This window comes from Lysinibacillus sp. A4, assembly GCF_024919535.1.
Lineage (GTDB): Bacteria > Bacillota > Bacilli > Bacillales_A > Planococcaceae > Lysinibacillus > Lysinibacillus capsici.
The window spans coordinates 283,748-308,045 of the sequence record NZ_JANWTB010000004.1 but is presented as its reverse complement, the minus strand read 5'-3'; the positions used below and the strand labels follow the sequence as shown (position 1 = coordinate 308,045).

Sequence of the window (24,298 nt, the reverse complement as noted above, 5' to 3'; positions counted from 1 at the left end):
TAATTAGGGGATGATGAGAGATGTTAAAAACGTATGAAGAAGTATTAAAGGTTACGAACGAACTTGTAAATATTGAAAGCATTGTTAATACTGAAGGGGAAATTAACATATCAAAGTCATTGGCTAAAACAATTTCTAATTTACCTTATTTCCTGAAAAATCCTAAATATGTGTTTACTTCACGAACAATAGATGATGAGGTTGAAAGGTACAATGTGTTTGCATTTGTAAAAGGTACTAAAGGAGATAGTAATAAAACGGTTGTGCTAATGGGACATACAGATACGGTGGGTATCGATGATTATAATAGTTTGAAAGAGAAGGCTTGTTTACCTAATGAACTTCATGAAGCGTTAAAGGGTGAAAAAGTTCCGCCGTTGGTTCGAGAGCATTTAGAATCAAATGAATGGTTATTTGGAAGAGGAACACTTGATATGAAGAGTGGTGTTGCAAGCCATTATTATCTATTAAAATATTATTCTGAACACCCAGAGGAACTGAATGGAAATATCGTATTTTTTGCTGAATGCGATGAAGAGGATAGTTCTCATGGAGTATTGTCTGGTTTAAATGATTTAAAAATGTTAAAAGTAGAGCATGGATTTGATTACGCGGCATTAATTAACTCCGATTTTGTTGCTCCTAAGTATGAGGGGGATGAAAGTAGATATATATATAAAGGTAGCGTTGGTAAGCTACTCCCTTCTTTTTATATAACTGGGGTGGAAAGCCATGTAGGCTCTAGTTTTGAAGGAATCGACCCTAACTATATTGCTGCGGAGTTAACTAGACAAATTGCATATAACCCAGAGTTATGTGATAAATCGTTAGGAGAAACACCGATGCCACCTGTAAGTTTGAAGCAAACGGATTTTAAAGAGACTTATACAGTTCAGACAGCTCTTGCTTCATATGTATATTATAATTTCTTTGTGCAATCATGGTCACCTAAAGATGTGTTAGAAAAGCTAAAAGTCCATGCTAAAATTGCATTTAATAATGCAATAGCTAATTTAAATAATCATTATAAGAGATATTGCGAAATTAGTGGGCAGGAATACACAAAATTGCCATGGAAGACGAGGGTATTATTCTATGAAGAATTAGAACAATCAATTATTGTTGAATATGGGGACAATTACAAAGAGCATATAAAAAATTTTAAACACGAATTATTAAAAAATAAAGAGTTAGATGTACGCATGTTTTCTGCAAAAGTGGTAGAAGAAGTTTGGAAGTGGACCAAGGATAAGAGTCCTGCAATCATTATTTTTTATTCTTCATTGTACTCACCATGTGTAGAAGTAACTGGTAAAAATGAAAAAGAAAAAAATTTACTAACCGCTTTAGATTATGCAGTAGAAAAAGTTCAACCACATTATGATAAGCCTATTGTACAGAAAAATTATTTCCCTCATATTTGTGATATGAGTTGCGTGGCTATAAATGTCGATGAAGATAGTGTGAATTCAGTTGTTAACAATAACCCTAGCTGGAGAACTAAACATTATGTAAATTATGATGCCATTAGAGAACTAAATATCCCTGCAATCAATATTGGACCATATGGATATGATGCACATAATAGATATGAAAGAACAGAATTGAAATACACTATGGAAATAATGCCTAATTTAACAAAGCTAGTAATAGATAAATTACTTGAAAATTAAAGAGTTAATATTCATTTAAAGTAGCATCATGAACATGTAAAGGAGATAGCTGCTGTGACGAATTAATATGACCTTCAATGACCTGTTCTACATGCATCCGTTTTAGTGATTATAGAACGTTTTGGATCTAAGCGAGGGTTAGGTCAGAAACATCTCGATTGGAGGATGATTAATCGTGCCATTACGGGACATGCTCATGGTCATTCTTTTTTTACTTCTTGTTGATAATACAAATTATAGAGTCTTAATTTATATGCAAGGTAACTTTTTCTGACAGATGATGTGACTGAAGAAGTGTACAAAAATGTAGACGCAATAATTTTTAAACTCTAATTTATTCTCATACTTGTTTGGCGAGGCTTTTACTTATCTTATTTTTTTCTTCTATATAATAACTTATTCTTGTTCACATAAAAAACACCTTCACGTTGATTGTTCGGGATGCTTCTTATCCCCTTATTTCAACGTAAGGTGTTTTCATTTGTATCAGTTTTTAGATTAGTGCATGGTAAAAAAACAAATCAAGGGTTATTTATAGAGTAGATCTTCTGCTAAATGAGTAAACACTTCACCGATTATCGACACTTCATCATAGACCGAGGAACCTGTATTTTCCTCAGGTTGAGCAAAAGGAATTTGAGCGATTACATCTGTCTGTAATAAATCTGCTAATTGTTCGGCTCCGCCTTGTCCAAATAGATAGTTTTTTTGACCGTCAGCACCTTCAAAATAGGCCATGTTTTCAACAACACCAAGAATCCTGTGTTTCGTATGTTGCGCCATCAAGCCAGCACGAGATGCAACATGAGAAGCAGCAAGGTGCGGTGTTGTCACGATGATTTCTTGGGCTTGTGGAATCATCGCAGCCATATCAATTGCAACATCTCCTGTACCAGGTGGTAAATCGATGAGGAGGTAATCTAAATCTCCCCATAGCGTGTTGACAAGGAAATTGCGAATCCACTTATTGAGCATAGGACCACGCCACATAACAGGCTGGTTGTCATTTGTAAAAAAGCCCATCGACATTATTTTTACGCCGTTACGTTCTACTGGAATCGCCGTTTGATCAAGCATGGTAGGCTTTTGATCAATCTTCATCATGGCAGGGATACTGAAACCATAGATATCAGCATCTAAAATACCTACACGTTTGCCAAGACGAGCAAGTGCAACCGCTAAATTAATGGTCACTGTAGACTTTCCAACACCGCCTTTACCACTTGTAATGGCAATGAATTGAACACCAGAATTAGGCAGTAGCATGTTTGGCATTCCTTGATCAGTCACATTCTTTGCCTGTAGAGAGGCGGTTAAAGTGCGACGATCCTGATCTGTCATAGCGCCAAAGCTAATGGTAACAGTGGAGGCACCAAGCGCTTGTAAGGCCTCCTCCACATCTTGCTGTATTTTCGCCTTTAACGGACATCCTGGTATGGTCAAAATAATATCCAAGGCTATATGGTTGTCATGTATTTGAATGTTTCGCACCATATTCAAATCTACAATACTCTGATGTAGCTCAGGATCATTCACCTGTTTCAATGTGTTTACAACATTTTCTTTTGTTAACATTTAGGAACCACCTTATTCTTTTAAGCCTTTGCCGAGTCCCTTTAAGAAATGAACCCCAAAATTGAGCGCACGATTGACATCTGGATCGTTTATCATTTTCATGAGCTTAAAGGCACTGACCTTTTCATTAGATTCAAGTGCTTTGCTTGCTTCATCTACGCCTGTATTTAAGCCTTCAATCAGCTTAGTCGTTGTTTCAGGATTGAGCTCCGTCAATGCTCCCGCAACACCCATTAAATTGTTAATGATATTGGTTACAGGCTTACGTGTTAATTGTCCAAGTGCAATATGTGCCACTTCCTCTTTGGCTTCAAGTAGCTTCATTGCTGCTTCTAGTGCACCGATATCATTTAATTCAGCCATAATACTAAACACCTGATTGACGGCTTCTTCATTTTCAGAAAGCAGTTCTTTTAGATTATCTAATTTTTGTTCTTTTAGTTGTTCTTCTGTTAATTGTTGTTTTTTAATGCCTGTAATGGGTACAGCCATGCTCTCACTCTCTTTCGTTTATGGTTGTTAAGTGAACGTAGCCAGGACGATTCCATTTTCGTTGTACCTCAACACCATTTTGAGGATGACGCTTTTTATAGCGTGGGTTTGTGCGAGGAAGTGGTGATTTACCTTTTGCTTTTAGCACTTCTACTCGTACTTTTGTTTGTTTATAAGCTGGTGTTGACGTATTCACATCTGCTGCAGGACCAGTTAGGAAGTTGATGGCTGAATCTTTGCTAACAGAGTTCATTGGTAAGAATAATTCGTTTCCTTGTACGCGATCTGTAACAAGAGCATTTAGCTTCAAGGCACCATATGGAGACACTAAACGAAGTAGGGCTCCATCTGCAATGCCTCGTTCTTTCGCCAATTCTGGTGATACTTCAACGAAAATTTCAGGTACTTTCGATTGAATACCTTTCGATTTATTTGTTAGATTTCCTTCATGGAAGTGTTCAAGCATACGGCCATTATTAATATGACAATCGTATTGTGCTTCAAACTCAACAGGCTGCACCCAATCATTTAAAGCAAAACGAGCTTTCTTATCAGGGAAGTTAAAGCCATCTTCATATAATAATGGTGTATCTTTACCATCATGGCTACCCCAACAGAAGCTTCCCCAGCCTTCAAGAACATCATAGTTGGCTTGTGAGAAGAGGGGAGACAGGCTCGCCATTTCATCAAAAATGTCGCTTGGGTGATCATAATGCCAATCTGCCCCTAAACGATGAGCAACAGCTTGCAATATTTCCCAATCTGCTTTCGACTCACCAAGTGTTGGTAATACTTGATACAGGCGTTGAACGCGACGTTCTGTATTCGTAAATGTACCTTCTTTTTCAAGCGAAGGCGCAGCAGGTAAAATCACATCTGCATATTGTGCTGTGCGTGATAGGAAACAATCTTGGACAACGAAAAAGTCAAGCTGTGAAAGCACCTCATCTACATGGTTGGCATTACAGTCAACAAGTGCCATATCTTCGCCCACTAAATACATCGCTTTCATTTTTCCTTCCATGATCGCATCTAACATTTGCATATTATTTCGACCAGGCTGTGGTTGAATAGGGACACCATAGGCTTTTTCGAATTTTGCACGTGCCTCGTCATCTGTGACTCTTTGATAGCCTGGCAATAGATTTGGAAGTGTCCCCATATCGCAGGCACCTTGCACATTGTTATGGCCGCGAAGTGGGTAGGCCCCAGCACCTGGACGACGATAGTTCCCAGTTGCTAAAAGTAAATTTGAAATCGCTGCGGATGTATAGGAGCCACCAGTATTTTGTGTTACACCCATGCCCCAAAGAACACATGTACCATCTGCATCACGAATCATTTCAGCTACTTCGATCAATGTTTCCTTACTAATACCAGTCATTTCTTGTGCATAATCAAGTGTATAGGTTGCAAGTACTTGTTTAAAATCATCATAATGAAGGACGTTTTCTTGAATAAACGCTTCATCATGCCAACCTTGATCAATGATATATTTGGTAACAGCCATTAACCAAACTTGGTCAGTACCTTGCTTTGGACGCATAAAGATGTCGGAACGCTCTGCCATTTCATGCTTACGAATATCAGCAACAATTAATTTCTGACCATGTAATTTATGTGCACGTTTCACACGTGTTGCTAAAACAGGATGGCCCTCAGCTGGATTAGCCCCAACAATAATGACAAGTCCAGCCTTAGCAATATCTTTGATCGTACCAGCATCTCCTCCCATGCCAACTGTACGTAATAAACCATCAGTTGCAGGAGATTGGCAATAACGAGAACAATTATCGACATCGTTTGTGCCAAATAATTGACGGGCCATTTTTTGAATTAAGTAATTCTCTTCATTTGTAATTTTAGAAGAGGAGATAAAGCCAACAGAACCTGGACCATATTGTTGTTGAATGCCACTTAGTTTTGTTGCAATTAAATCAAGTGCTTCATCCCACGATGATTCCACAAACTCATTATTTTTACGAATGAGTGGTTTTGTAATACGTTCCTCAGAATTGATAAAATCCCAGCCGAATTTCCCTTTGACACATGTAGAAATCGCATTTACTGGACCATCGGAAGGCTGTACTTTTAAAATTTTACGACCCTTTGTCCAAACTTCGAACGAGCAGCCTACACCACAGAAAGTACATACTGTTTTTGTTTTTTTGGTGCGCTTACTACGCATGGCTGCTTCCACTTCAGAAACGGCAAAAATACCACTATAGCCTGGTTCAACTTCCTTAATCAAACTGATCATCGGATCTAACATATCCTGTTTGAGGCCAGTCATAAATCCAGCCTCTCCAAGCATGGATTTTTCCATTAAGGCATTACATGGACATACGGTTACGCATTGACCACAACTTACACAGGAAGAATCATTGATAGCAACGCCCGTGTCCCAAATGACACGTGGTCTTTCTGCTTCCCAATCAAGGGATAATGTTTCATTTACCTGTAGATTCTGACAAACCTCTACGCACTGACCACAAGCGATACATTGGTTAGGATCATATCGATAAAACGGATGTGACATGTCTACTTCATGAGGTTCCACTTTTGGCTGGTAGGGATATTTTTGATGCTCGATTTCCATCATTTCGGCAGTGTTGTGTAAAGCACAATTGCCATTGTTGTTATCACAAACTGTACAATACAGTAAATGATTTTCGAGTAGACGGTCCATCGCTTCTGTTTGTGCCGCTTTTGCTTTGTCAGAAGTTAGGAGTACATTCATGCCGTCTACTGCCTTTGTAGAGCAGGAACGAACTAATTGGCCATTCACTTCCACGATACATGTATCACATGTTTCAATGGGGTCAACAGCGGGCACATGACAAATCTGTGGATGCGGAATGTCATGTTGATTAATGGTATCAAGGATTGTAGCTCCTTCTTTTACTTCATACGGTACGCCATTAATATTAATTTGAGTCAAGGTAACTTCCTCCTTTTGCACTTTGAGACGAATCGGATAACATGGTACAGCTTAAGACAAAAGGGAATAACAAATCGAGTTGGTGATTGTTGAAAAGATTGTCTTGTTATCATTGTAATTCCCAATGGTTCTTGAAGCTACCTCAAAATAGGTAAATTGCTAGATCATAACATGTTATCCATGTCTCGGTTTTGAAAAAATAAAAAAATCCACCATGAAATTACATGTCCGAGACATGCTAATAATTCATGGTGGATAAAATTCTTAGCAGGTCTTGCTAAAAACTCAATCTACTTTTATTTTTTAATTACAATAGAATTCAACTATTAAAAACACTATGCAACATCGTAACATAGGGTTCAAAATAAATTAATTCCATTTGTGATATGAATATTATAGCCCTTTCCTTCAAAATGAACAATATTTATCATAAAATTTATTAAATGAGAATTATTATCAAAAAGTATTTTCTCTTTTATTTTTTTAAAAGTTGCTATATCATTAACAAACTGTAAGGGTGGCCTACATAACCATTTGCCTAAAAAAGTTTAATTATGATGGGAGAATCGTTGCTATGTCTAAAAAAATCCACGAATTTAATGACATGATTCGAAAGTTAAGAAAGGAAGTATTTGGTAAAGGTCCTGAACGTATTCATACTGTTTTTGTCGAGAATATGGCTGTATCTACCTTATACGGAAATATCACTCCGACAGAAAAATTTATTGCCAGTACACCAGAAGGGCTGAAAATGGTGCATGCTGCAAGGACGAGTATGATTCAAGATTTATATAGACAATCGCCACCAGAGGGTATGGAAGAATTGATGGGCAGCAAATTACTTCACTTATTTTCAGATATTAAAATTGAAGAGGATTTTGCGATTTCCGTCTTTGTTTTTGAAAAGCATATCAGTGAATAAAGGGGATGCCTTATGGATCGAGCAATGACAAGAAAAATTGTGCGTGTTGAAGGACAACGAGTGACAGAAATGGTTGATTTAATTGTTTCAGAATACGCTGTTACCGTAAAAATTAATCAGCAGGAATTTGTCACGATGGTCTGTACACCCGAGTATGTAGAAGATATGGTTATTGGCTACTTAGCTTCTGAACGAGTGATTCGTAGTTTTGAGGATATTGAGGAAATTTGGCACCAAGAGAAAGAGGGTTTTGTGCATATTAAAACAAAGCATATTAATCCTTATTACCAACAGACGCAAAACAAGCGCTATATTACGTCTTGCTGTGGGATGAGTCGACAAGGCTTTGTGTTTACGAACGATGCATTAGTAGCGAAAAAAATGGATCAAGTCCATGTGCAAATAACGACCGAAGATTGCTTCCGTTTAATGTATGCGATGCAGGATAGTGCAGATATTTTTAAGAAAACGGGTGGGGTGCATAATGCTGCACTATGTGATGTAAATGGCATCGTCCTAAGTCGCATGGATATTGGACGTCATAATGCTTTGGATAAAATTTACGGCTATTGCCTACGCAACAACATCCGTATGGAAGATAAAATTATCGTCTTTAGCGGACGAATATCATCGGAGATTTTACTAAAGGTTTCCAAAATAGGCTGTGCCATCGTGCTATCTAAATCAGCACCCACAGAATTAGCATTGCAATTAGCAGAGCAGCTTGGTATTACGACGGTTGGCTTTATTCGGCAACAGACATTGAATATTTATACACACCCACAACGCATCCTATTACCAGCTAATGAATTGAAAGAAGGAGATTAGATGACGAATCTACAAGACCAATTACACAGACCGTTAAGAGATTTAAGAATATCCGTGACAGATCGTTGTAATTTTCGCTGTCGATATTGTATGCCAGCAGAAGTATTTGGTCCAGATTACGCATTTTTACCGTCTGATAAAATATTAAGTTTTGATGAAATTGAACGATTAGTAAAAATCTTTGTTTCATTGGGCGTGAAAAAAATACGGATTACAGGTGGGGAACCCTTACTACGTCGTGATTTGCCCGAATTAATTGCCCGTATTCACCGCATAAAAGGTGTAGAAGATATTGCTTTAACAACCAATGGTTCGTTATTAAAAAAATACGCACATTCATTGGCACAGGCAGGCTTAGCCCGAGTTTCTGTTAGTTTAGACTCGCTTGATGATGAGCGTTTTTTCGAGATGAATGGTCATAGAGGCAAGGTATTGCCAGTGTTAGAGGGAATTGAAAAGGCTGCAGAAGCGGGCTTACAAGTAAAAATTAATATGGTTGTTCAAAAAGGGAAAAACGAACAAGATATTGTTACCATGGCGCAGTTTTTTAAAGAAAAACAGCATATTCTACGCTTTATTGAATATATGGATGTAGGGAATTCGAACGGCTGGCGTTTGGATGATGTGGTGTCCAAAAAAGAGATTATTGAGCAAATCCATCGGTTTACGCCGTTACAACCAGTAGCGCCCAATTATAAAGGAGAGGTGGCAACGCGTTATCAGTATCAAGATGCTCAAGGTGAGATTGGTATAATTTCATCTGTAACGGATTCATTTTGCTCCAATTGCTCACGTGCTCGTCTCTCTGCAGAAGGTTCATTATACACTTGTTTATTTGCAACAGAAGGCACGGATTTAAGGGAATTGTTACGTTCAGGGCAAGATGATGCTGCCATCATCAAGTGCATAACGAACGTTTGGGAAACAAGAAATGATCGTTATTCAGATGAACGCAATGAACAAACGATGGCAAAAAGGAAAACGTCAAAAATTGAAATGTCTCATATTGGGGGGTAGCGTGTAAAAAACAGAAAAAAATCGGCACAATAATGCCGAATTTTTTCTGTTTATTTATGCACAAAAGTGCCACTTTTCCCACCTGTTTTTTCAACAAGGTAAGTTTCTTTGATGACCATCGTCTTATCAACGGCTTTGCACATATCATAAAAAGTTAGTGCTGCGACAGACACAGCAGTGAGAGCTTCCATTTCAACACCCGTTTTTCCACTGCATTTAACAGTGGCTTGAATATGGAGCTCATAGCCATTCTCTGCTTTTTCATAGTCAAACTGGAAATCCGTACCCTGTAGCATGATGGGATGGCACATGGGAATGATATCAGCTGTTTTTTTAGCGCCCATAATCCCTGCAATTTGCGCAACTTGCGTCGGATCACCTTTTTTAATGCCACCTTGTTGGATGGCTTCATAGACCGCATCGGATAAAAGAATCGTACTGCGCGCAATGGCTGTACGTGTTGTGATTTCTTTTGCGGAGATATCGACCATTTTAGGACGACCTTCTTCGTTCCAGTGTGTAAAATTATTCATTATTAAACTCCTTTTTACTTGTTTGTGACCAGTCTTGTTGTGCGTTGATATTGATAAATGTTGAGCTATTGTCATCAAAAGGGACATAACAAACACGAAGTTGCTCTAAAAGCACTTTCATACTCCGTTTATTTTGTGTCGTTAATTGTGTCGCCTTTGGTAAAGCAGTACGTCGATATAATGCAGCTAATGGCTGATCGCGTAGCGCTTGTGTCGGAACAATAGCATCATACGTGTCATTAATCAAGCCTACCATTTTTTGGATAAATTCTGCATTCATATAAGGCATATCGCTTGCTACGACAAAAAACCATTCCACATCAGGATAGGCTGTCATGATATGATGCAAAGCAAAAAGAGGGCCTTGATGTGGCTGCTTTTCAATAACCCAGTGGACATTTTCCTGTCCAAACTGATGTTGTAAGTGCGCATTTGTAGCGATAATAAGAGGGTTTAGCTGATTTTTTTGCAGGGCTATGAGACTATGTTTATATAATGGCAGTCCAGCAAACTTCTCAAACATTTTTGGCTGTCCATAGCGAGAGGATTGACCGCCAGCTAACACTATACCTGCAATTTTCATAAGCGCTTCAACTCACCAACAAAATGTTGGACTGTAGGTACTATGAGCTTCGTCATAGCTAAAGTCACCGCATTTGTGGAGCCTGGTAAAACATAAATGGCTGTTTGCTGGAGACTTCCTGCCGTGGCACGACTAAACATCGCCTTTGGGCCAATTTCTTCATAGCTGAGCATTCGAAATAATTCACCAAACCCCATCATTTCTTTTTCAAACAGAGGCAGAATGGTGTCATAGGTTTGGTCTCTTGGTGTAAATCCTGTTCCACCAGTAACGATAATGGTATTAATTGTTGGATCGCTGCACCAATTTTTAACATGATGAGCGATATCGAGCGGTTCATCCTTTGTGAGTTGGTAGTCTATAACTTCAAATGCAGCTTTTTGTAGTAAGGACTGAATACGCTGACCAGCATGATCATCTGCCTTTGTGCGTGTATCACTGACCGTTAAAATGGCAACTTGAATTGGTTGCTGCTGATGTGTGGGATGCACAGTAAGACCTCCTTCAAATGCGTTTTTGCTAAAAAACATTGCTTTTATTATAATGCTATAAATGAAAAGGTCAAACGAAAATTCATAGAAAGAAAGGCCACATACGTATGCAAAATAGATATTCTAGACAACAATTATTTCACCCTATCGGACAAACTGGGCAACAATCCCTTCAGCAAAAACACGTCCTTATTATAGGTGCGGGGGCATTGGGGAGTGCTAGTGCAGAAGCGCTTGTGCGAGCAGGTATTGGCAGGCTGACACTCATTGATCGTGATTATGTAGAGTGGAGTAATTTACAAAGACAGCAATTATATACAGAGCTAGATGCACAAGAAAAAATGCCCAAAGTTATCGCAGCTAAAAAGCGTCTCCAACAAATAAACACAGAGGTAGAAATTCATGTCGGCATTATGGATGCTTGTACAGAGACCTTGCTACCATTACTAGAAGATGTTGATGTGATGGTCGATGCGACCGATAATTTTGATGTTCGTTTTGTCATGAATGACCTTGCGCAAAAATATCGTATTCCTTGGGTATATGGCTCTTGTGTTGGTAGTTATGGTGCGACTTACACGGTTGTACCAGGTAAAACGCCTTGTTTGCATTGCTTATTAAAGGTGATGCCCCATACAGGGATGACTTGTGATACCGTTGGCATTATTAGTCCAGCAGTTCAAATTGTTGCTGCTTATCAGGTGGCAGAGGTTTTCAAGCTGCTTGTTGGAGATGACAAAGCCTTACGAAAAAGCTACTTAACGTTTGATGTTTGGCAAAATCAACACTATGAAATCAATGTGGAGAAAATAAGGCAAGGTGATTGTCCATCTTGTGGCGACAAGCCGACCTATCCTTACCTATCCTATGAAAATCAAACGAAATTACAGATCCTTTGTGGCCGAGACGCGGTACAAATTCGACCACCAAAGCCCATTTACTATTCGCTTGATCAGCTGGCAAATCAGCTCTGTTCCCACGGAGAAGTCCAGGTTAATCCTTATTTGCTATCTTGCCAAGCGGACGATTACCGAATCGTTATTTTCCAAGATGGGCGAGTTGTGATACATGGTATACAAGATATACAGAAAGCCAAAAGCATTTATTATCGTTTATTAGGTTAAGGGAGTGTACCAAATGGTAGAAAAAAGAGAACCAATTCCTGTGGCAGAAGCCGTTCATCGTGTAATGGACTATGCCTTTCAAGCAAAAAAGGAGCATGTGTCATTAACGCAAGCACATGGACGCTTTATAGCACAAGCTATTAGAGCCGATCATGATGTACCTGCTTTTGATCGTTCACCGTATGATGGCTATGCCATTCGTTCCGTCGATAGCCAAGAGGCATCTTCACAGCGTCCAGTCCGCTTTCAAGTCGTTGGAGAAATTGGCGCAGGCTATGTCTATGAAGACGTAGTTGGCGATCATCAAGCAGTCCGCATTATGACCGGGGCCCCGATACCGCAAGGATGTGATGCAGTGGTCATGCTAGAATTAACCCAAACATTCGAAGAAAATCACCAAAAGTACATGTCGATTAAACGACCTTTTGAAGCAGGTACTAATATTTCCTATAAAGGGGAAGATGTGCAGCAAGGCGCAGTCCTCATTGAACAAGGCCAATATATTAACCCGGGTGTGATGGCCTTACTTGCTACTTTTGGCTACGAGCAAGTACCTGTTTATCGTAAAACAGTTATTGGTGTGCTTGCCACTGGTAGCGAATTACTAGAGCCAGGTGAAGCTTTACAGCCAGGTAAGATTCGCAATAGTAATGCCTATATGATGATGGCGCAAATTGAGCGTGCTGGGGCAGAAGTGAAATATTTCGGCAAGTTGAGCGATGATCTTACATTATGTATTGAAAACGTAGAAAAAGCCTTACAGGAAGTAGATATTTTAATTACAACGGGTGGCGTTTCCGTAGGTGATTATGATTATTTACCAGCTATTTATGAGGCGATCGATGCAAAGGTATTGTTTAATAAAATAGCGATGCGTCCAGGTAGTGTGACAACGGTTGCTGCTCGCAACGACAAATTATTATTTGGTCTTTCTGGTAATCCTTCAGCCTGCTATGTTGGCTTTGAGCTATTTGTACGTCCGATTATACGTTCTGCATATGGGCATACTCAACCACATTTACGCAGGGAGCAAGCTATTTTAGGGGCTGATTTTACAAAGCCAAATCCCTTTACACGCTTTGTACGAGCTCGTATCGAATATGAAAAAGGGAAGCTCGTAACTGTCCCATCTGGGTTCGATAAATCGAGTGCAGTTTCATCTTTAGCGACAGCCAATGCATTCATTGTTTTACCAGGTGGCTCTAGAGGCTATGAAAAGGGTATGCAAGTGGATGTCCTTTTGCTAGAAGATCTGCAAGGAAGTGAGTGGCCTTGGGACAATATCGAAAAATCTTACAGATAGTTGGCTATCAAAATAGTGGGAAAACAACATTGATGGAGCAATTGATCAAGCAGGCTACAATGGAAGGGCTAAGGGTAGGAACCATTAAGCATCATGGACATGGTGGAGTACCGACGATCGAAACTTCCAAGGATAGTAGTCGGCATGAGCAAGCAGGTGCGGTTGTTACAGCAGTGGAGGGGGCGGGTACTTTACGTATGAGTATCCACCAAAATAGCTGGCAATTGGCTGATATACTAGCGATTTATGAGTCCCTTCCACTGGATATCATGCTAATTGAAGGGTATAAAAATGAACATTATCCGAAGGCTGTGCTGCTGCGCACTGCACAGGATCAAGTACTACTACAGCAAGTAACCAATATCCGCTGTGTGATTTATTGGCCAAGCTGTCCGCTTGATCTATCCCTTGCAATCCCTGCTTTTTCGATTCATGAAGAATCACAATATATGGAATTTTTGTTGACAGAAATGAGGGAAAAACTATGACGACAGCGTTATTTGAAGTTATCGATCAACCAATAGATGTGGAGGAAGTAAGACAAAAAGTCCTTAGTCGAAATGCTGGAGCCATCACATTATTCATCGGTACAGTGCGTGAAATGACAAATGGTAAAAAAACGATGCATTTGGAATATCAAGCCTATCCAGCAATGGCGATTAAAATGTTTGAACAGATTGCAAAGGAAATACAAGAAGAGTGGCCAGAAGCAAAAGTAGCCATCACCCATCGTGTCGGTCATTTAGCTATTTCCGATATTGCCGTAGTGATTGCTGTGTCATCACCGCATCGTAAAATAGCTTACATGGCGAATGAATATGCAATTGATCGCATAAAACAAATCGTGCCCATATGGAAAAAAGAACATTGGGAGGACGGGACAGAGTGGATTGGTGATCAATTAGAAAATGTTCCCTATCCGCAAGGGAAACCAGCCATTCAGGAGGAGGAAAACCTGTGATTAACATTTTATTATTTGCCCACCTACAGGAAGCACTAGGTGAATCAAAGCTATCAGTAGAGCTGTCAGATGTGACAGTTGCGCAGTTAAAAGAGTGGATGGAAATGCGCTACCCTCAGCTATCATTACAACAGATCATGACAGCGGTTAATGAAGAATTTGCAACGGATACGACGATTGTCAAATCTGGCGACACAATCGCCTTTATTCCACCGATCAGTGGGGGATAAGCAAAAAGAGGTAGTTGGCTAGAGCCAACTACCTCTTTTATACTTTCAGGATATGGATACTAAGAAGTAAAAGGAAGGAAATGGCGATCATACACAGAACCCATGTCCAGGCAAGGGTCATGTTTCCAGAATCGATGGCCATATATATTGCTAGCGGTGTTGTTTGTGTTTTCCCTGGAATATTTCCCGCAAACATAAGTGTCGCTCCAAACTCACCCAAAGCTCGTGTGAAGCTTAGAATCCCACCAGAAACAAGTGCCTTTAATGCAAGGGGAATGGACACATAAAGAAAGACCTGCCATTCATTCGCTCCATCCACACGTGCTGCATTTTCAATATCTCGATCGACAGAGGCAAAGCCAGTTTTAGCTGATTGATACATTAATGGAAAGGCAACGATTGTAGAAGCGATGACGGCCGACCACCATGTGAACATGATAGGTTGATCGAATAGCCAGATAATGATATCTCCTAACATACTATTTTTCCCGAAAATGACGATAAGCAGGAAACCGACTACTGTAGGAGGTAATACCAATGGTAACAGCAATACCGTTTCTAGCACTATTTTGCCTTTGAAATCATGGGTTGCCATCCATTTACCCATTAAAATACCTGCTATAATAGCGATGATCCCTGCAACAAAAGCAATTTCGATCGAAAGCCTAAGTGGAGACCAAAAATCGGTACTCATCTTTTATTGAGCCCCTTTAAATCCATACTTTTCAAAGACATCCATAGCTTCATCACTTTGTAAGAAGTGATAAAAATCCTCCGCCTCTTGTGCATGTTTACTAGCTTTTAGAACACCTACAGGATAAATAATCGGTGCGTGCATAGCATCATCGGCAGTTGCCACGACATTGACCTTATCAGAGACAAGGGCATCTGTTTTATAGACCATACCTGCATCCACATTTTCTGTTTCTGTATAAGTAAGTACTTGACGTACATCTTTTGTATACACTACTTTTGATTCGAGTGAATCCCACAGTTGCATATTTTTTAATGTGTCCACACCATACTGTCCGGCAGGAACCGTTTCGGGCGTACCGAGTGCAATTTTTCCTGCTTGTTGTAAATCTTCAAAGGATTGAATTTGCTTTTCATTGCTTTTAGGCACGATTAATACTAAATCATTGGCTAAAAGATCCGTTCCTAGCTTTTGATCGATCATTTCTTTCTCTACAAGCGCATCAAATTTATCCTTTGCTGCTGAAAAGAAAAGGTCTGCAGGAGCCCCTTGTAAAATTTGTTGCTGTAAAGCACCTGAACCTCCAAAGTTATAGAGGATTTTGATTGTATCGTGTTGTTGTTCATAAGTTGTTTTCAGTTCTTCTAAGGCATCCTGTAGACTAGCTGCCGCAGAAATTGTTAGTTCAACTGGTTCGTTTGTTGCCGCCTCTTGGTTACCACAGGCTACTAATAGTCCAACTAGTACTAACAGTGTCGCAAATAAACGATAATATTTTTTCACGATGAGTATACTCCTTTTATTACTCGTTATAACAAGACATAACTAATTATAATCAGATATAAATAAAAAAGAAAGTTAGTAAGGGTAGAAAATGTCAAGATGTTCATAAGGCTATAAATACGTTACCATGTAAAATAGAGGCTTATAGGAGGAGAACTTTTACATGTCACAAGAACAATCCTATACGATTGAAGAGGTTGCACAATTATTAAAGGTTTCAAAATTAACAATTTATGATTTAGTGAAAAAGGGTGATTTGCCAGTTTTCCGCGTAGGGCGACAAATGCGGGTAGATCGTGCTGACTTGCAAACCTATATACAAAATCGAAAAACAGGTAGTATGCCAGCTTTGGCACAGGCTTCCATAGCCACTCCGACTAAAAATCACGCGAAAATTATAGTGAGTGGGCAAGATTTAGTATTAGATATTTTAGCAAAATATATCGAGAAACGACGATCTACGAAAGTATTACGCTCACATGAAGGTAGTTTTAATGGTGTAATGGCGTTGTATCACGGAGACTGTGATATTGCGAGTTTACATATGTTTGATGGGGATACAGGAGATTATAATACTCCTTATGTAAAAAAAATCTTTGTCAGCCATGCCTTTGTTCTCATCAATGTTGTATCACGTAAAGCAGGTTTCTATGTTCAAAAGGGGAATCCGCTGGAGATACGCACATTTGAAGATTTCCAAACAAAGACATTCACATTCATCAACCGTGAGAAAGGCTCAGGTGCTCGTACTCTGTTAGATGAGCAATTGCGCATTCACGGTATCGCTCCATCCACGATTGCAGGCTATACCCATGAAGAAATGAGCCACCTCGATGTCGCCTCTGCAGTTGCCAATGGACGTGCAGATGTTGGGATTGGCATTGAAAAAATCGCCAAGCTTATTCAGGTCGATTTTATACCGATGGTCACTGAACGTTACGATATTGTGTTATTAAAAACACCAGAAAATCAACCGCTCATCGATATGGTGAAGGAGATTTTAAATACACCTGATTTCCAATCTGAAGTAGCTGCATTAGGAGATTATGACATCTCTTTAATGGGCCAAGTCATGTATGAAACGCTATAATCAAAAATTCATATTGAGTTTAATAAAAAAATCAATTACAATTCTAACTAGGAAATTTTATGGTCGTTGTGTCAATTAGTATGGCACAGCAGCTATATTTTTTATGATACATGGTGAGATGGATAAATTAGTAGGTACTACTGCTAGGATATTAGCCCACCATAAAATAGCTTGCGTACTCAATGCGCAACTATTTTATGGTGGGCTTTTTTGTATAGTAAAAAGGAGATGGATGATGTGACATGGTCAGTATTACATATCATTGGCATTATTGCCTACGCCATTAGTGGAGCATTTGTTGCGTTACAGGCCAACTATTCTTTTATTGGCATATTTGTGCTTGGTCTGACAACGTCTTATGGTGGTTCCATTATCCGCAATGTTGTACTGGATATCCCTGTGTCAGATATATGGGAACGGCAATCCTTATTAGTCGTTTTAGTCACGCTGACGACCATTTTATTTGTCAAAAGGAACTGGATTCATCATTGGAACCGCTGGGGCTATTTCTTTGATTCAATTGGCCTAGCTTCTTTCGCAATACAAGGCGGATTGTTAGCAAAAAGCTTACATCACGACCTAGGTATCATTATTATAGCGTCGATGTTTACTGGTGTTGGTGGAGGGATGATTCGAGATTTGTTAGCTGGTAGAACACCGCTTGCATTAAGAGAAGAAATCCATGCTGTCCTAACATTTGTATGTGCCCTTTGTATATGGTTAGGGTGGGACAGCCCGCTTGAATTGTCAGTCATTGTTATTTTTATAGTAGTGATTCGCATGTTATCGGTGAATAATAAATTAAAATGGAAGCTTCCTTTTAAACATTCCTATAAGAATGCAGAGGAAAAATAGGTTGATTGTCGAAATAGGTGAAGGTAGTTTTAATTCGAAAAAAGGAGGGGGAAAATGGCAATAGAACGTTTACGTGAGTGGTTACTATCCTCAAATAATACAGTGATTCTAACAGGAGCGGGCATGTCAACGGAAAGTGGAGTTCCTGATTTCCGTTCAGCATCTGGTTGGTGGAAACAAATGGATCCAAGAATTGTCGCGACAACGGAAGCATTAACAGATCATTACTCATTATTTCATGAATTTTATAAAACACGTATCGAAAACCTAGAAAAGGTGGCTCCCCATGAGGGACATCATATATTAGCTGATTGGGAACGAAGAGGTTTAGTGTCACTAATCGCTACTCAAAATGTGGATGGTTTTCACCAATTGGCAGGAAGTCAATCCATCGAGGAGTTACATGGTTCGATCCGGTCTATTCGTTGTCATCGTTGCCAGCAGGCGGCTGTCATGGCAAGCTTCTTGAATAAGGTTAGTTGCGCCCATTGTGGTGGGAAACTTCGTCCAAATGTTGTGCTCTTCGGAGAAAGCCTGCCACAAGCAAGCTGGCACCGTTCTATGGCGGCAATTAAAACAGCTGAACTTGTCCTTGTCATTGGAACGAGTCTTGAGGTGTATCCCGTCAACCAACTACCTATGATGACAACAGGAAAAACCGTGTATATTAATATGGATATTTCACAGCAGACAACCCCATTTGATCTGACAGTGAGGGGGAAAATAAAAGAAGTGTTGCAAAAACTTCAAATTTAAAAAAGGCGCCCTGGCAATTTCAAGTGGCGCCTAAAACATTTGAGGTAGAAATTCCCTCATGAATCGTTGATTTTTTCGTAACCATATCTTCAAAATCATGCGATGTGTTAACAGTTTATGCCTTTTATTTGGTCTCGCCTTTGCTTCTATGAGGCTCTGTAAAAGAATACAAGTTTCAGTTGCAAAAGCTTGAGGTTCAACGAGAACATCCAGCTTGTAATTAATTAACTGGGCTGTCTGAACCTTGGCAAGTAATTGCGCAAATTGTGTATTCATGGTAGCGTAATTTTCCTCTAATTCTAGGTCAATCAATGCATAGAGCGTTTGCTCTATTTCAACTTCTAATTCCTCCAATAACTCTTTTGACGGCTGTGTCACTAGTTCACCCTCTTTTATACGACTAGATAACCAATAGCTGCACAAAGTACGCCAATTAGCAAGGTACTGGCAATATAGCTAATGGCTTGTCTCCATTTTTGTTGTTCTATAAGCTGTAGACATTCAAATCCAAAAGTAGAAAAAGTTGTGTAGGCTCCTAAAAAACCTATGCCCATTAATTGCCATAACCAATCACTAAGATGTAGGGCAAATAAGAAACCAAGCGCAAAGGAGCCTGTACAATTAATCATAAAAGTCGCCCATGGATAGGGATGTACAAGTAATTTTCCTAAATAAAATCTAGAAAGAGCGCCAAAAAATCCACCAATTCCAACTAAAATCATGCAATACGCCCCCTAGCAAGTCGTATTCCCAGCCATGTGCAAACTAATCCACCTAAAACACTCACTGTAACATAGAGTACAGCCTGTAGCCACTCGCTATTTTCTAGGAGTAATAGTGTCTCTAAGGAAAATGTCGAAAAGGTAGTAAAAGCTCCACAAAACCCTGTACCTACTCCTAGTACAATAGGTGTGCGTTTTATAAATGAAGTAAAAAGCCATGCTAAGCAAAAGCAGCCCAGTAAATTAATAAACAGTGTTGTGAATGGAAATATTTCTGTATTGGGAACGGCGAGACTCAGACTATATCGACAGATGGCACCAAGAATTCCACCAATTCCCACGGCTAGAAATGACCTCAACATAAAAACCCCTTACTGAAAATGACTATAATGAAAGTGTATCATGAGACAAAAATTTTAGAAATATTTCAATTCAAGTTATGTCCCAAAATCGATTGTTAAAATGTATATAGTGTATAGAAAGTTATAGATGCGCATGAAATAATATTTCGAAATATTATATGTGGAAAATGAAATATCTTTTATTATAAGGACAATTCTTTGTTCCTCTTATGTGAAGCCGTTGACGGAAAACCCGACACTACTAAATAATAAATAACTAAATAATAATTAACTAAATAAAGATGATGAGATAAGCATATGGAAGGAGTGCAACAGACGCAAAAAGAATATTCTCTTGTCTACTACTGGGTATCAAAATCTCTAGCCTTGGATTTCAGTCTTTAGGTTAATGTTTGTGCCGTAGAATTATTGTAAGGTTATAGACAACTCTGTAATTTTAAGCATGTTCTCCCCTTGATTCCTTAGAGCATTTCAATGCTTTAAAGCGCTAACTATTTCCTGAAAATGATAAAAAATAACAGGGTGATAGTTGACAAATATTTCTATAGTGTGATAATCTTCAAGAACACTATAACAAATAAACTAAAGGAGGGCATGACAATGTTAATTTTATCAGTATCAAATTCAATCACAGTTACATACATTGTCCGTGCCTAACGCTTTATTTACTATTGCAGAACTAGGTATGGAATTATCCTGCCTTTTATAAGAGACACTTACTCTTTTAGGGTATGTGTCTTTTTTTGTGCAAAAAAGGTTGTAGTGCAAACAAAAAAGGAGTGTATGTATATGACAAAAACAGTTAGAAGAATGATTTTCAAAAAGGAATTTCTAGAAAGTGGGTAGTCATCCACAACAGCACGGAGGAAAGAAGGTTATGATGTATGTTTGATGTGTTAAGTAAATTAGGCTGGTTCTTTAAAAAATACTGGAAGCAATATACGGTGGCCATTGTTCTACTAATGGTTGCCAGTGGATTAGAGGTTGTCCCTCCCTATTTACTCGGTTCTATTATAGATCTATTGACTGCAGGAGAAATGACACCAGCTATTTTAACAAAATATGTCTTGATTTTTATTGGGATTATTATTGGGGGCTATTTATTAAATTTTGTGTGGCAATTCCGACTATTTGAAGGAGCTATCAACCTTGAGAAAATTTTACGTCGTAATTTAATGCAGCATTTTTTACGTATGACCCCAACATTTTATGAAAAAAACCGTACCGGTGACCTGATGGCGCGTGCAACAAATGACTTGAATGCCGTATCCACGACAGCAGGTTTTGGCATTATGACGTTGATTGATTCAACGATTTATATGGGCTTTATCATTTTTGCGATGGGCTATATGATTTCGTGGAAGCTTACATTTTTTGCTATGTTACCAGTTCCTATTATGGCGATCCTCATTCAATATTTAGGGAAAATTGTTCATGAGCGATATATGAAGGCACAAGATGCTTTTGGGGAACTAAATGATAGTGTGCTAGAATCTGTAGCAGGAGTGCGAGTGGTGCGTGCCTATGTGCAGGAAAAAAAGGATGAGGCTAATTTTGCAGATATGAGTGAAGTTGTGTATGCGAAAAATATTCATACAGCGAAAATCAATGCTTTATTTGGCCCGATTACAAAAGTCGGAACAGGCATTAGCTATGTTGTAGCACTTGGTTACGGGGCTCATTTAGTGGCAACTGAGGCGATGACGGTTGGGCAACTGGTCACGTTTAATGTTTATTTAGGATTGGCTGTTTGGCCAATATTTGCAATTGGTGAGCTCATCAATGTTATGCAGCAGGGGAATGCCTCACTAGATCGCGTGCAGGAAACATTGAACTACGAGGCGGATGTTCAAAATATTCCGAATCCACAAATGATTGCGACACCAAATGCGATTGGCTTTGATGCCTTAACATTCCAATATCCGATGAGTCAGGTGAAAAACCTACAGCAGATTTCACTTTCCTTGAAAAAAGGCCAAACGCTTGGCATTGTTGGTAAAACGGGAGCAGGTAAAACAACCTTCCTACGCCAATTATTGCGAGAATACCCAATCGGTCAGGGACAGCTTTCCATTGACGGTATCGATATTACCGCTCAAACGAAGGAGCAGATCCTTGATTGGATTGGTTATGTGCCACAAGATCATGTGTTATTCTCACGAACTATTCGTGAAAATATATTATTTGGGAAAGAAGATGCAACACAAGCAGAGTTGCAGCAGGCGATACGTGCCGCGTATTTTGAAAAGGATTTAGACAATCTACCAATGGGCCTTGAAACACTTGTTGGAGAAAAGGGCGTCTCTCTTTCAGGTGGTCAAAAACAACGTGTATCTATTGCTCGTGCTTTAATTAAAGATCCTGAAATTTTAATGCTGGATGATTCACTCTCCGCTGTCGACGCGAAGACAGAGGCAAGAATTATTGAAAATATTCAGCGTGAACGTCAAGGTAAAACGACGATTATTACGACACATCGCTTGTCTGGTATTCAGCATGCCGATGTCATCATCGTACTGGATGATGGACAAATTGTAGAGCAGGGAACACATGAGGAACTTCTTGCGCAACAAGGATGGTATAAAGAGCAATTTGACCGTCAGCAGCTAGAAGGAGGTGCCTCATGAGTACGAGTCAACGTTTAATGCGCTATGCGAGTTATTTTAAAAAGCCGATATTATTAGGCTTATTCTTCCTAACAATTGCCGTATTCACGGAGCTTGTTGGACCGTTTATTGCGAAACATATTATTGATAATTACATGACAATCGGTCATATAGAAATCAAACCGATTACATGGTTGCTCATTGTTTATTTACTATTAGCCATTGCAACAGCCATATTACGTTATTTTATGTATATTTATTTACAAATTGGCGCGAACCGCGTCATCCAAAAATTACGTAAAGATGTCTTTGAACATATTCAAACTTTACCAATCCAATACTTTGACAATTTACCAGCAGGTAAAATTGTTGCGCGTGTAACAAATGATACAGAGGCAGTTCGGAATTTATATGTACAGGTACTATCCAATTTTGTGACGAGCTTCATTTCTATTTTTGGGGTGTATATAGCGCTCTTTATTTTAAATTGGAAAATGGCAATGCTTGCTTTAACCATGATTCCAATTGTTTATGTGTGGATGATTTTATATCGAAAATTTGCCTCTAAATATAACGATGTCATTCGTACAAAAATTGCAGATATTAATGCCATGATTAACGAATCTATTCAGGGCATGACAATTATTCAGGCGTTCCGTCGTGAGCAGCAAATGACGAAGGAATTTGATGACATGAATAATGAGCATTATGCGTATGAACGTAAGCTGCTGGTGCTAGATTCAGCTACATCCTTTAACCTTGTGAATACGCTAAGACTTATCATGTTTACGGTCTTTATTTTCTACTTTGGTACACGCTCATTCACAGCAACTGAAGTGATTACAGCAGGGACATTGTATGCATTTGTTGATTACTTAACAAAGCTATTTAATCCGATCACGAATATTGTGAACCAGTTTTCACAGCTTGAGCGTTCACTCATTGCAGGTAAACGTGTCTTTGAGGTGCTAGATACGAATGGTGAGCCTGTTTCTGAAAAGAGCATCCCACGATATAAAGGAAATGTGGTTTTCGAAGATGTTTCCTTTGCCTATAAAGATAATGACTATGTGCTGAAAAACCTGTCATTTGAAGCACATCAAGGTGAAACAATTGCCTTAGTTGGTCATACAGGTTCAGGGAAAAGTTCCATTATGAACTTGTTATTCCGCTTCTACGACCCATCAAAAGGCAAGATAACTATTGATGGCATTGATATTACTTCTGTTCCACGTCAAACGATGCGTGAACATATGGGTATTGTGCTACAGGACCCTTACTTATTTACGGGTACGATTGCATCCAATGTTAGCTTAAACAATCCGCGCATCTCTCACGAGAAAATAGAAGCTTCCTTAAATGCTGTCGGGGGGGAACGTGTTTTAGCTAATTTACCAAATGGCTATGAGGAGCCAGTTATTGAGAAGGGCAGCACATTATCTTCAGGACAACGTCAGTTGATTTCATTTGCACGCGCCCTGGCGTTTGATCCAGCCATTTTAATATTGGATGAAGCGACATCGAATATTGATACGGAAACGGAAGAAATTATTCAGCATGCGATGGATGTCCTGAAAAAAGGACGAACAACGTTTATTATTGCCCATCGACTTTCTACGATTAAAAATGCAGATCGTATTCTTGTCCTTGATCGAGGAAAAATTGTAGAAAACGGCACGCATGATGAACTGCTAGCGCTTGGCGGAATTTATGACAAGATGTATCAAATGCAGGCGAACTCCTTACAATAATAGCTT

Annotated in this window: 25 protein-coding genes; 14 read left to right on the top strand and 11 right to left on the bottom strand. The window is 39.2% G+C overall.

The genetic code is table 11. The features are described from left to right. Positions 1 to 20: 20 nt before the first annotated feature. Positions 21 to 1,673, top strand: coding sequence for a M20/M25/M40 family metallo-hydrolase (locus tag NY607_RS10195; protein ID WP_259419625.1), 1,653 nt, complete (start codon positions 21 to 23; stop codon positions 1,671 to 1,673). Positions 1,674 to 2,201: 528 nt separating this feature from the next. On the opposite strand, the gene NY607_RS10190 is transcribed toward NY607_RS10195, so the two are convergent. Genes NY607_RS10190 through fdhF form a run of 3 tightly spaced genes read right to left on the bottom strand, consistent with a single transcriptional unit; the run spans position 2,202 to position 6,681 of the window. Then, a complete protein-coding gene (locus tag NY607_RS10190; RefSeq protein WP_259419624.1) occupies positions 2,202 to 3,248 on the bottom strand; it encodes an Mrp/NBP35 family ATP-binding protein in 1,047 nt (348 codons plus the stop codon). A 12-nt stretch (positions 3,249 to 3,260) separates the two neighbouring features. After that, positions 3,261 to 3,740 (bottom strand): helical membrane plugin domain-containing protein, encoded by a 480-nt coding sequence (locus NY607_RS10185; protein WP_048392447.1) that lies wholly within the window; start codon positions 3,738 to 3,740, stop codon positions 3,261 to 3,263. A gap of 4 nt (positions 3,741 to 3,744) precedes the next feature. Beyond that, the gene (gene fdhF, locus NY607_RS10180) at positions 3,745 to 6,681 is read right to left on the bottom strand and encodes a formate dehydrogenase subunit alpha (RefSeq protein ID WP_259419623.1); all 2,937 of its coding nucleotides are present in this window, start codon (positions 6,679 to 6,681) and stop codon (positions 3,745 to 3,747) included. A 574-nt stretch (positions 6,682 to 7,255) separates the two neighbouring features. On the opposite strand from fdhF, the gene NY607_RS10175 reads away from it, so the two are divergent. Genes NY607_RS10175 through moaA form a run of 3 tightly spaced genes read left to right on the top strand, consistent with a single transcriptional unit; the run spans position 7,256 to position 9,448 of the window. Further along, on the top strand, positions 7,256 to 7,603 hold the full coding sequence (locus NY607_RS10175; RefSeq protein ID WP_004230595.1) for a Na-translocating system protein MpsC family protein: 348 nt from the start codon (positions 7,256 to 7,258) through the stop codon (positions 7,601 to 7,603). A gap of 12 nt (positions 7,604 to 7,615) precedes the next feature. Continuing rightward, on the top strand, positions 7,616 to 8,431 hold the full coding sequence (gene fdhD, locus NY607_RS10170) for a formate dehydrogenase accessory sulfurtransferase FdhD (protein ID WP_376748060.1): 816 nt from the start codon (positions 7,616 to 7,618) through the stop codon (positions 8,429 to 8,431). Beyond that, entirely contained in the window at positions 8,432 to 9,448 is a 1,017-nt protein-coding gene (gene moaA, locus NY607_RS10165) for a GTP 3',8-cyclase MoaA (RefSeq protein ID WP_259419622.1), read from the top strand. Positions 9,449 to 9,498: 50 nt separating this feature from the next. Here moaA and moaC read toward each other — a convergent pair whose 3' ends face one another. Genes moaC through NY607_RS10150 form a run of 3 tightly spaced genes read right to left on the bottom strand, consistent with a single transcriptional unit; the run spans position 9,499 to position 11,055 of the window. Next, entirely contained in the window at positions 9,499 to 9,981 is a 483-nt protein-coding gene (gene moaC / locus NY607_RS10160; RefSeq protein ID WP_048392450.1) for a cyclic pyranopterin monophosphate synthase MoaC, read from the bottom strand. Then, positions 9,974 to 10,564 (bottom strand): molybdenum cofactor guanylyltransferase, encoded by a 591-nt coding sequence (gene mobA / locus NY607_RS10155; RefSeq protein ID WP_131521459.1) that lies wholly within the window; start codon positions 10,562 to 10,564, stop codon positions 9,974 to 9,976. Before mobA ends, moaC begins: the two co-directional genes overlap by 8 nt. Further along, complete coding sequence (locus NY607_RS10150; RefSeq protein ID WP_131521458.1) at positions 10,561 to 11,055, bottom strand: MogA/MoaB family molybdenum cofactor biosynthesis protein; 495 nt, start codon at positions 11,053 to 11,055, stop codon at positions 10,561 to 10,563. Before NY607_RS10150 ends, mobA begins: the two co-directional genes overlap by 4 nt. Positions 11,056 to 11,162: 107 nt before the next feature. On the opposite strand from NY607_RS10150, the gene NY607_RS10145 reads away from it, so the two are divergent. Genes NY607_RS10145 through moaD form a run of 5 tightly spaced genes read left to right on the top strand, consistent with a single transcriptional unit; the run spans position 11,163 to position 14,673 of the window. After that, positions 11,163 to 12,179 (top strand): thiazole biosynthesis adenylyltransferase ThiF, encoded by a 1,017-nt coding sequence (locus NY607_RS10145; protein ID WP_103118322.1) that lies wholly within the window; start codon positions 11,163 to 11,165, stop codon positions 12,177 to 12,179. 13 nt (positions 12,180 to 12,192) lie between these two features. After that, the gene (locus tag NY607_RS10140; RefSeq protein WP_259419621.1) at positions 12,193 to 13,482 is read left to right on the top strand and encodes a molybdopterin molybdotransferase MoeA; all 1,290 of its coding nucleotides are present in this window, start codon (positions 12,193 to 12,195) and stop codon (positions 13,480 to 13,482) included. Further along, positions 13,446 to 13,970 carry a molybdopterin-guanine dinucleotide biosynthesis protein B gene (gene mobB, locus NY607_RS10135; protein ID WP_305799914.1) on the top strand — a complete coding sequence of 175 codons (525 nt, stop codon included), beginning with the start codon at positions 13,446 to 13,448 and terminating at the stop codon, positions 13,968 to 13,970. The genes NY607_RS10140 and mobB overlap by 37 nt, the downstream gene beginning before the upstream one ends. Further along, complete coding sequence (locus NY607_RS10130) at positions 13,967 to 14,443, top strand: molybdenum cofactor biosynthesis protein MoaE (RefSeq protein ID WP_048392456.1); 477 nt, start codon at positions 13,967 to 13,969, stop codon at positions 14,441 to 14,443. Before mobB ends, NY607_RS10130 begins: the two co-directional genes overlap by 4 nt. Beyond that, positions 14,440 to 14,673, top strand: a complete 234-nt coding sequence (moaD, locus tag NY607_RS10125) for a molybdopterin converting factor subunit 1 (protein WP_131521454.1) — start codon at positions 14,440 to 14,442, stop codon at positions 14,671 to 14,673. The genes NY607_RS10130 and moaD overlap by 4 nt, the downstream gene beginning before the upstream one ends. 37 nt (positions 14,674 to 14,710) lie before the next feature. Here moaD and modB read toward each other — a convergent pair whose 3' ends face one another. Together modB and modA are read right to left on the bottom strand one after the other, a co-directional pair. After that, entirely contained in the window at positions 14,711 to 15,367 is a 657-nt protein-coding gene (modB, locus tag NY607_RS10120; RefSeq protein ID WP_259419620.1) for a molybdate ABC transporter permease subunit, read from the bottom strand. A gap of 3 nt (positions 15,368 to 15,370) precedes the next feature. Further along, positions 15,371 to 16,150, bottom strand: coding sequence for a molybdate ABC transporter substrate-binding protein (modA, locus tag NY607_RS10115; protein ID WP_259419619.1), 780 nt, complete (start codon positions 16,148 to 16,150; stop codon positions 15,371 to 15,373). Positions 16,151 to 16,313: 163 nt separating this feature from the next. Here modA and NY607_RS10110 point away from each other — a divergent pair, with 163 nt between their 5' ends. From NY607_RS10110 to NY607_RS10100, 3 genes are all read left to right on the top strand, one after another. Next, the gene (locus NY607_RS10110) at positions 16,314 to 17,240 is read left to right on the top strand and encodes a helix-turn-helix transcriptional regulator (protein WP_131521452.1); all 927 of its coding nucleotides are present in this window, start codon (positions 16,314 to 16,316) and stop codon (positions 17,238 to 17,240) included. Positions 17,241 to 17,468: 228 nt separating this feature from the next. Then, positions 17,469 to 18,095: a trimeric intracellular cation channel family protein gene (locus NY607_RS10105; protein WP_259419693.1), complete on the top strand. Its 627-nt coding sequence runs from the start codon at positions 17,469 to 17,471 to the stop codon at positions 18,093 to 18,095. A 54-nt stretch (positions 18,096 to 18,149) separates the two neighbouring features. After that, positions 18,150 to 18,851, top strand: coding sequence for an SIR2 family NAD-dependent protein deacylase (locus tag NY607_RS10100; protein WP_259419618.1), 702 nt, complete (start codon positions 18,150 to 18,152; stop codon positions 18,849 to 18,851). A 30-nt stretch (positions 18,852 to 18,881) separates the two neighbouring features. Here the strand turns inward: NY607_RS10100 and NY607_RS10095 are convergent, their stop codons facing one another. The 3 genes from NY607_RS10095 to crcB (NY607_RS10085) are packed head-to-tail and all read right to left on the bottom strand — an operon-like array spanning position 18,882 to position 19,935. Continuing rightward, positions 18,882 to 19,229, bottom strand: a complete 348-nt coding sequence (locus NY607_RS10095) for a hypothetical protein (RefSeq protein ID WP_048392463.1) — start codon at positions 19,227 to 19,229, stop codon at positions 18,882 to 18,884. 14 nt (positions 19,230 to 19,243) lie between these two features. Continuing rightward, entirely contained in the window at positions 19,244 to 19,573 is a 330-nt protein-coding gene (gene crcB, locus NY607_RS10090; protein ID WP_131521436.1) for a fluoride efflux transporter CrcB, read from the bottom strand. Further along, the gene (gene crcB, locus NY607_RS10085) at positions 19,570 to 19,935 is read right to left on the bottom strand and encodes a fluoride efflux transporter CrcB (protein WP_131521435.1); all 366 of its coding nucleotides are present in this window, start codon (positions 19,933 to 19,935) and stop codon (positions 19,570 to 19,572) included. Before crcB (NY607_RS10085) ends, crcB (NY607_RS10090) begins: the two co-directional genes overlap by 4 nt. Before the next feature lie 884 nt (positions 19,936 to 20,819). Here crcB (NY607_RS10085) and NY607_RS10080 point away from each other — a divergent pair. Together NY607_RS10080 and NY607_RS10075 are read left to right on the top strand one after the other, a co-directional pair. Further along, positions 20,820 to 22,562 carry an ABC transporter ATP-binding protein gene (locus NY607_RS10080; RefSeq protein ID WP_115673309.1) on the top strand — a complete coding sequence of 581 codons (1,743 nt, stop codon included), beginning with the start codon at positions 20,820 to 20,822 and terminating at the stop codon, positions 22,560 to 22,562. Further along, a complete protein-coding gene (locus tag NY607_RS10075) occupies positions 22,559 to 24,292 on the top strand; it encodes an ABC transporter ATP-binding protein (RefSeq protein WP_259419617.1) in 1,734 nt (577 codons plus the stop codon). The genes NY607_RS10080 and NY607_RS10075 overlap by 4 nt, the downstream gene beginning before the upstream one ends. Positions 24,293 to 24,298 lie beyond the last annotated feature (6 nt).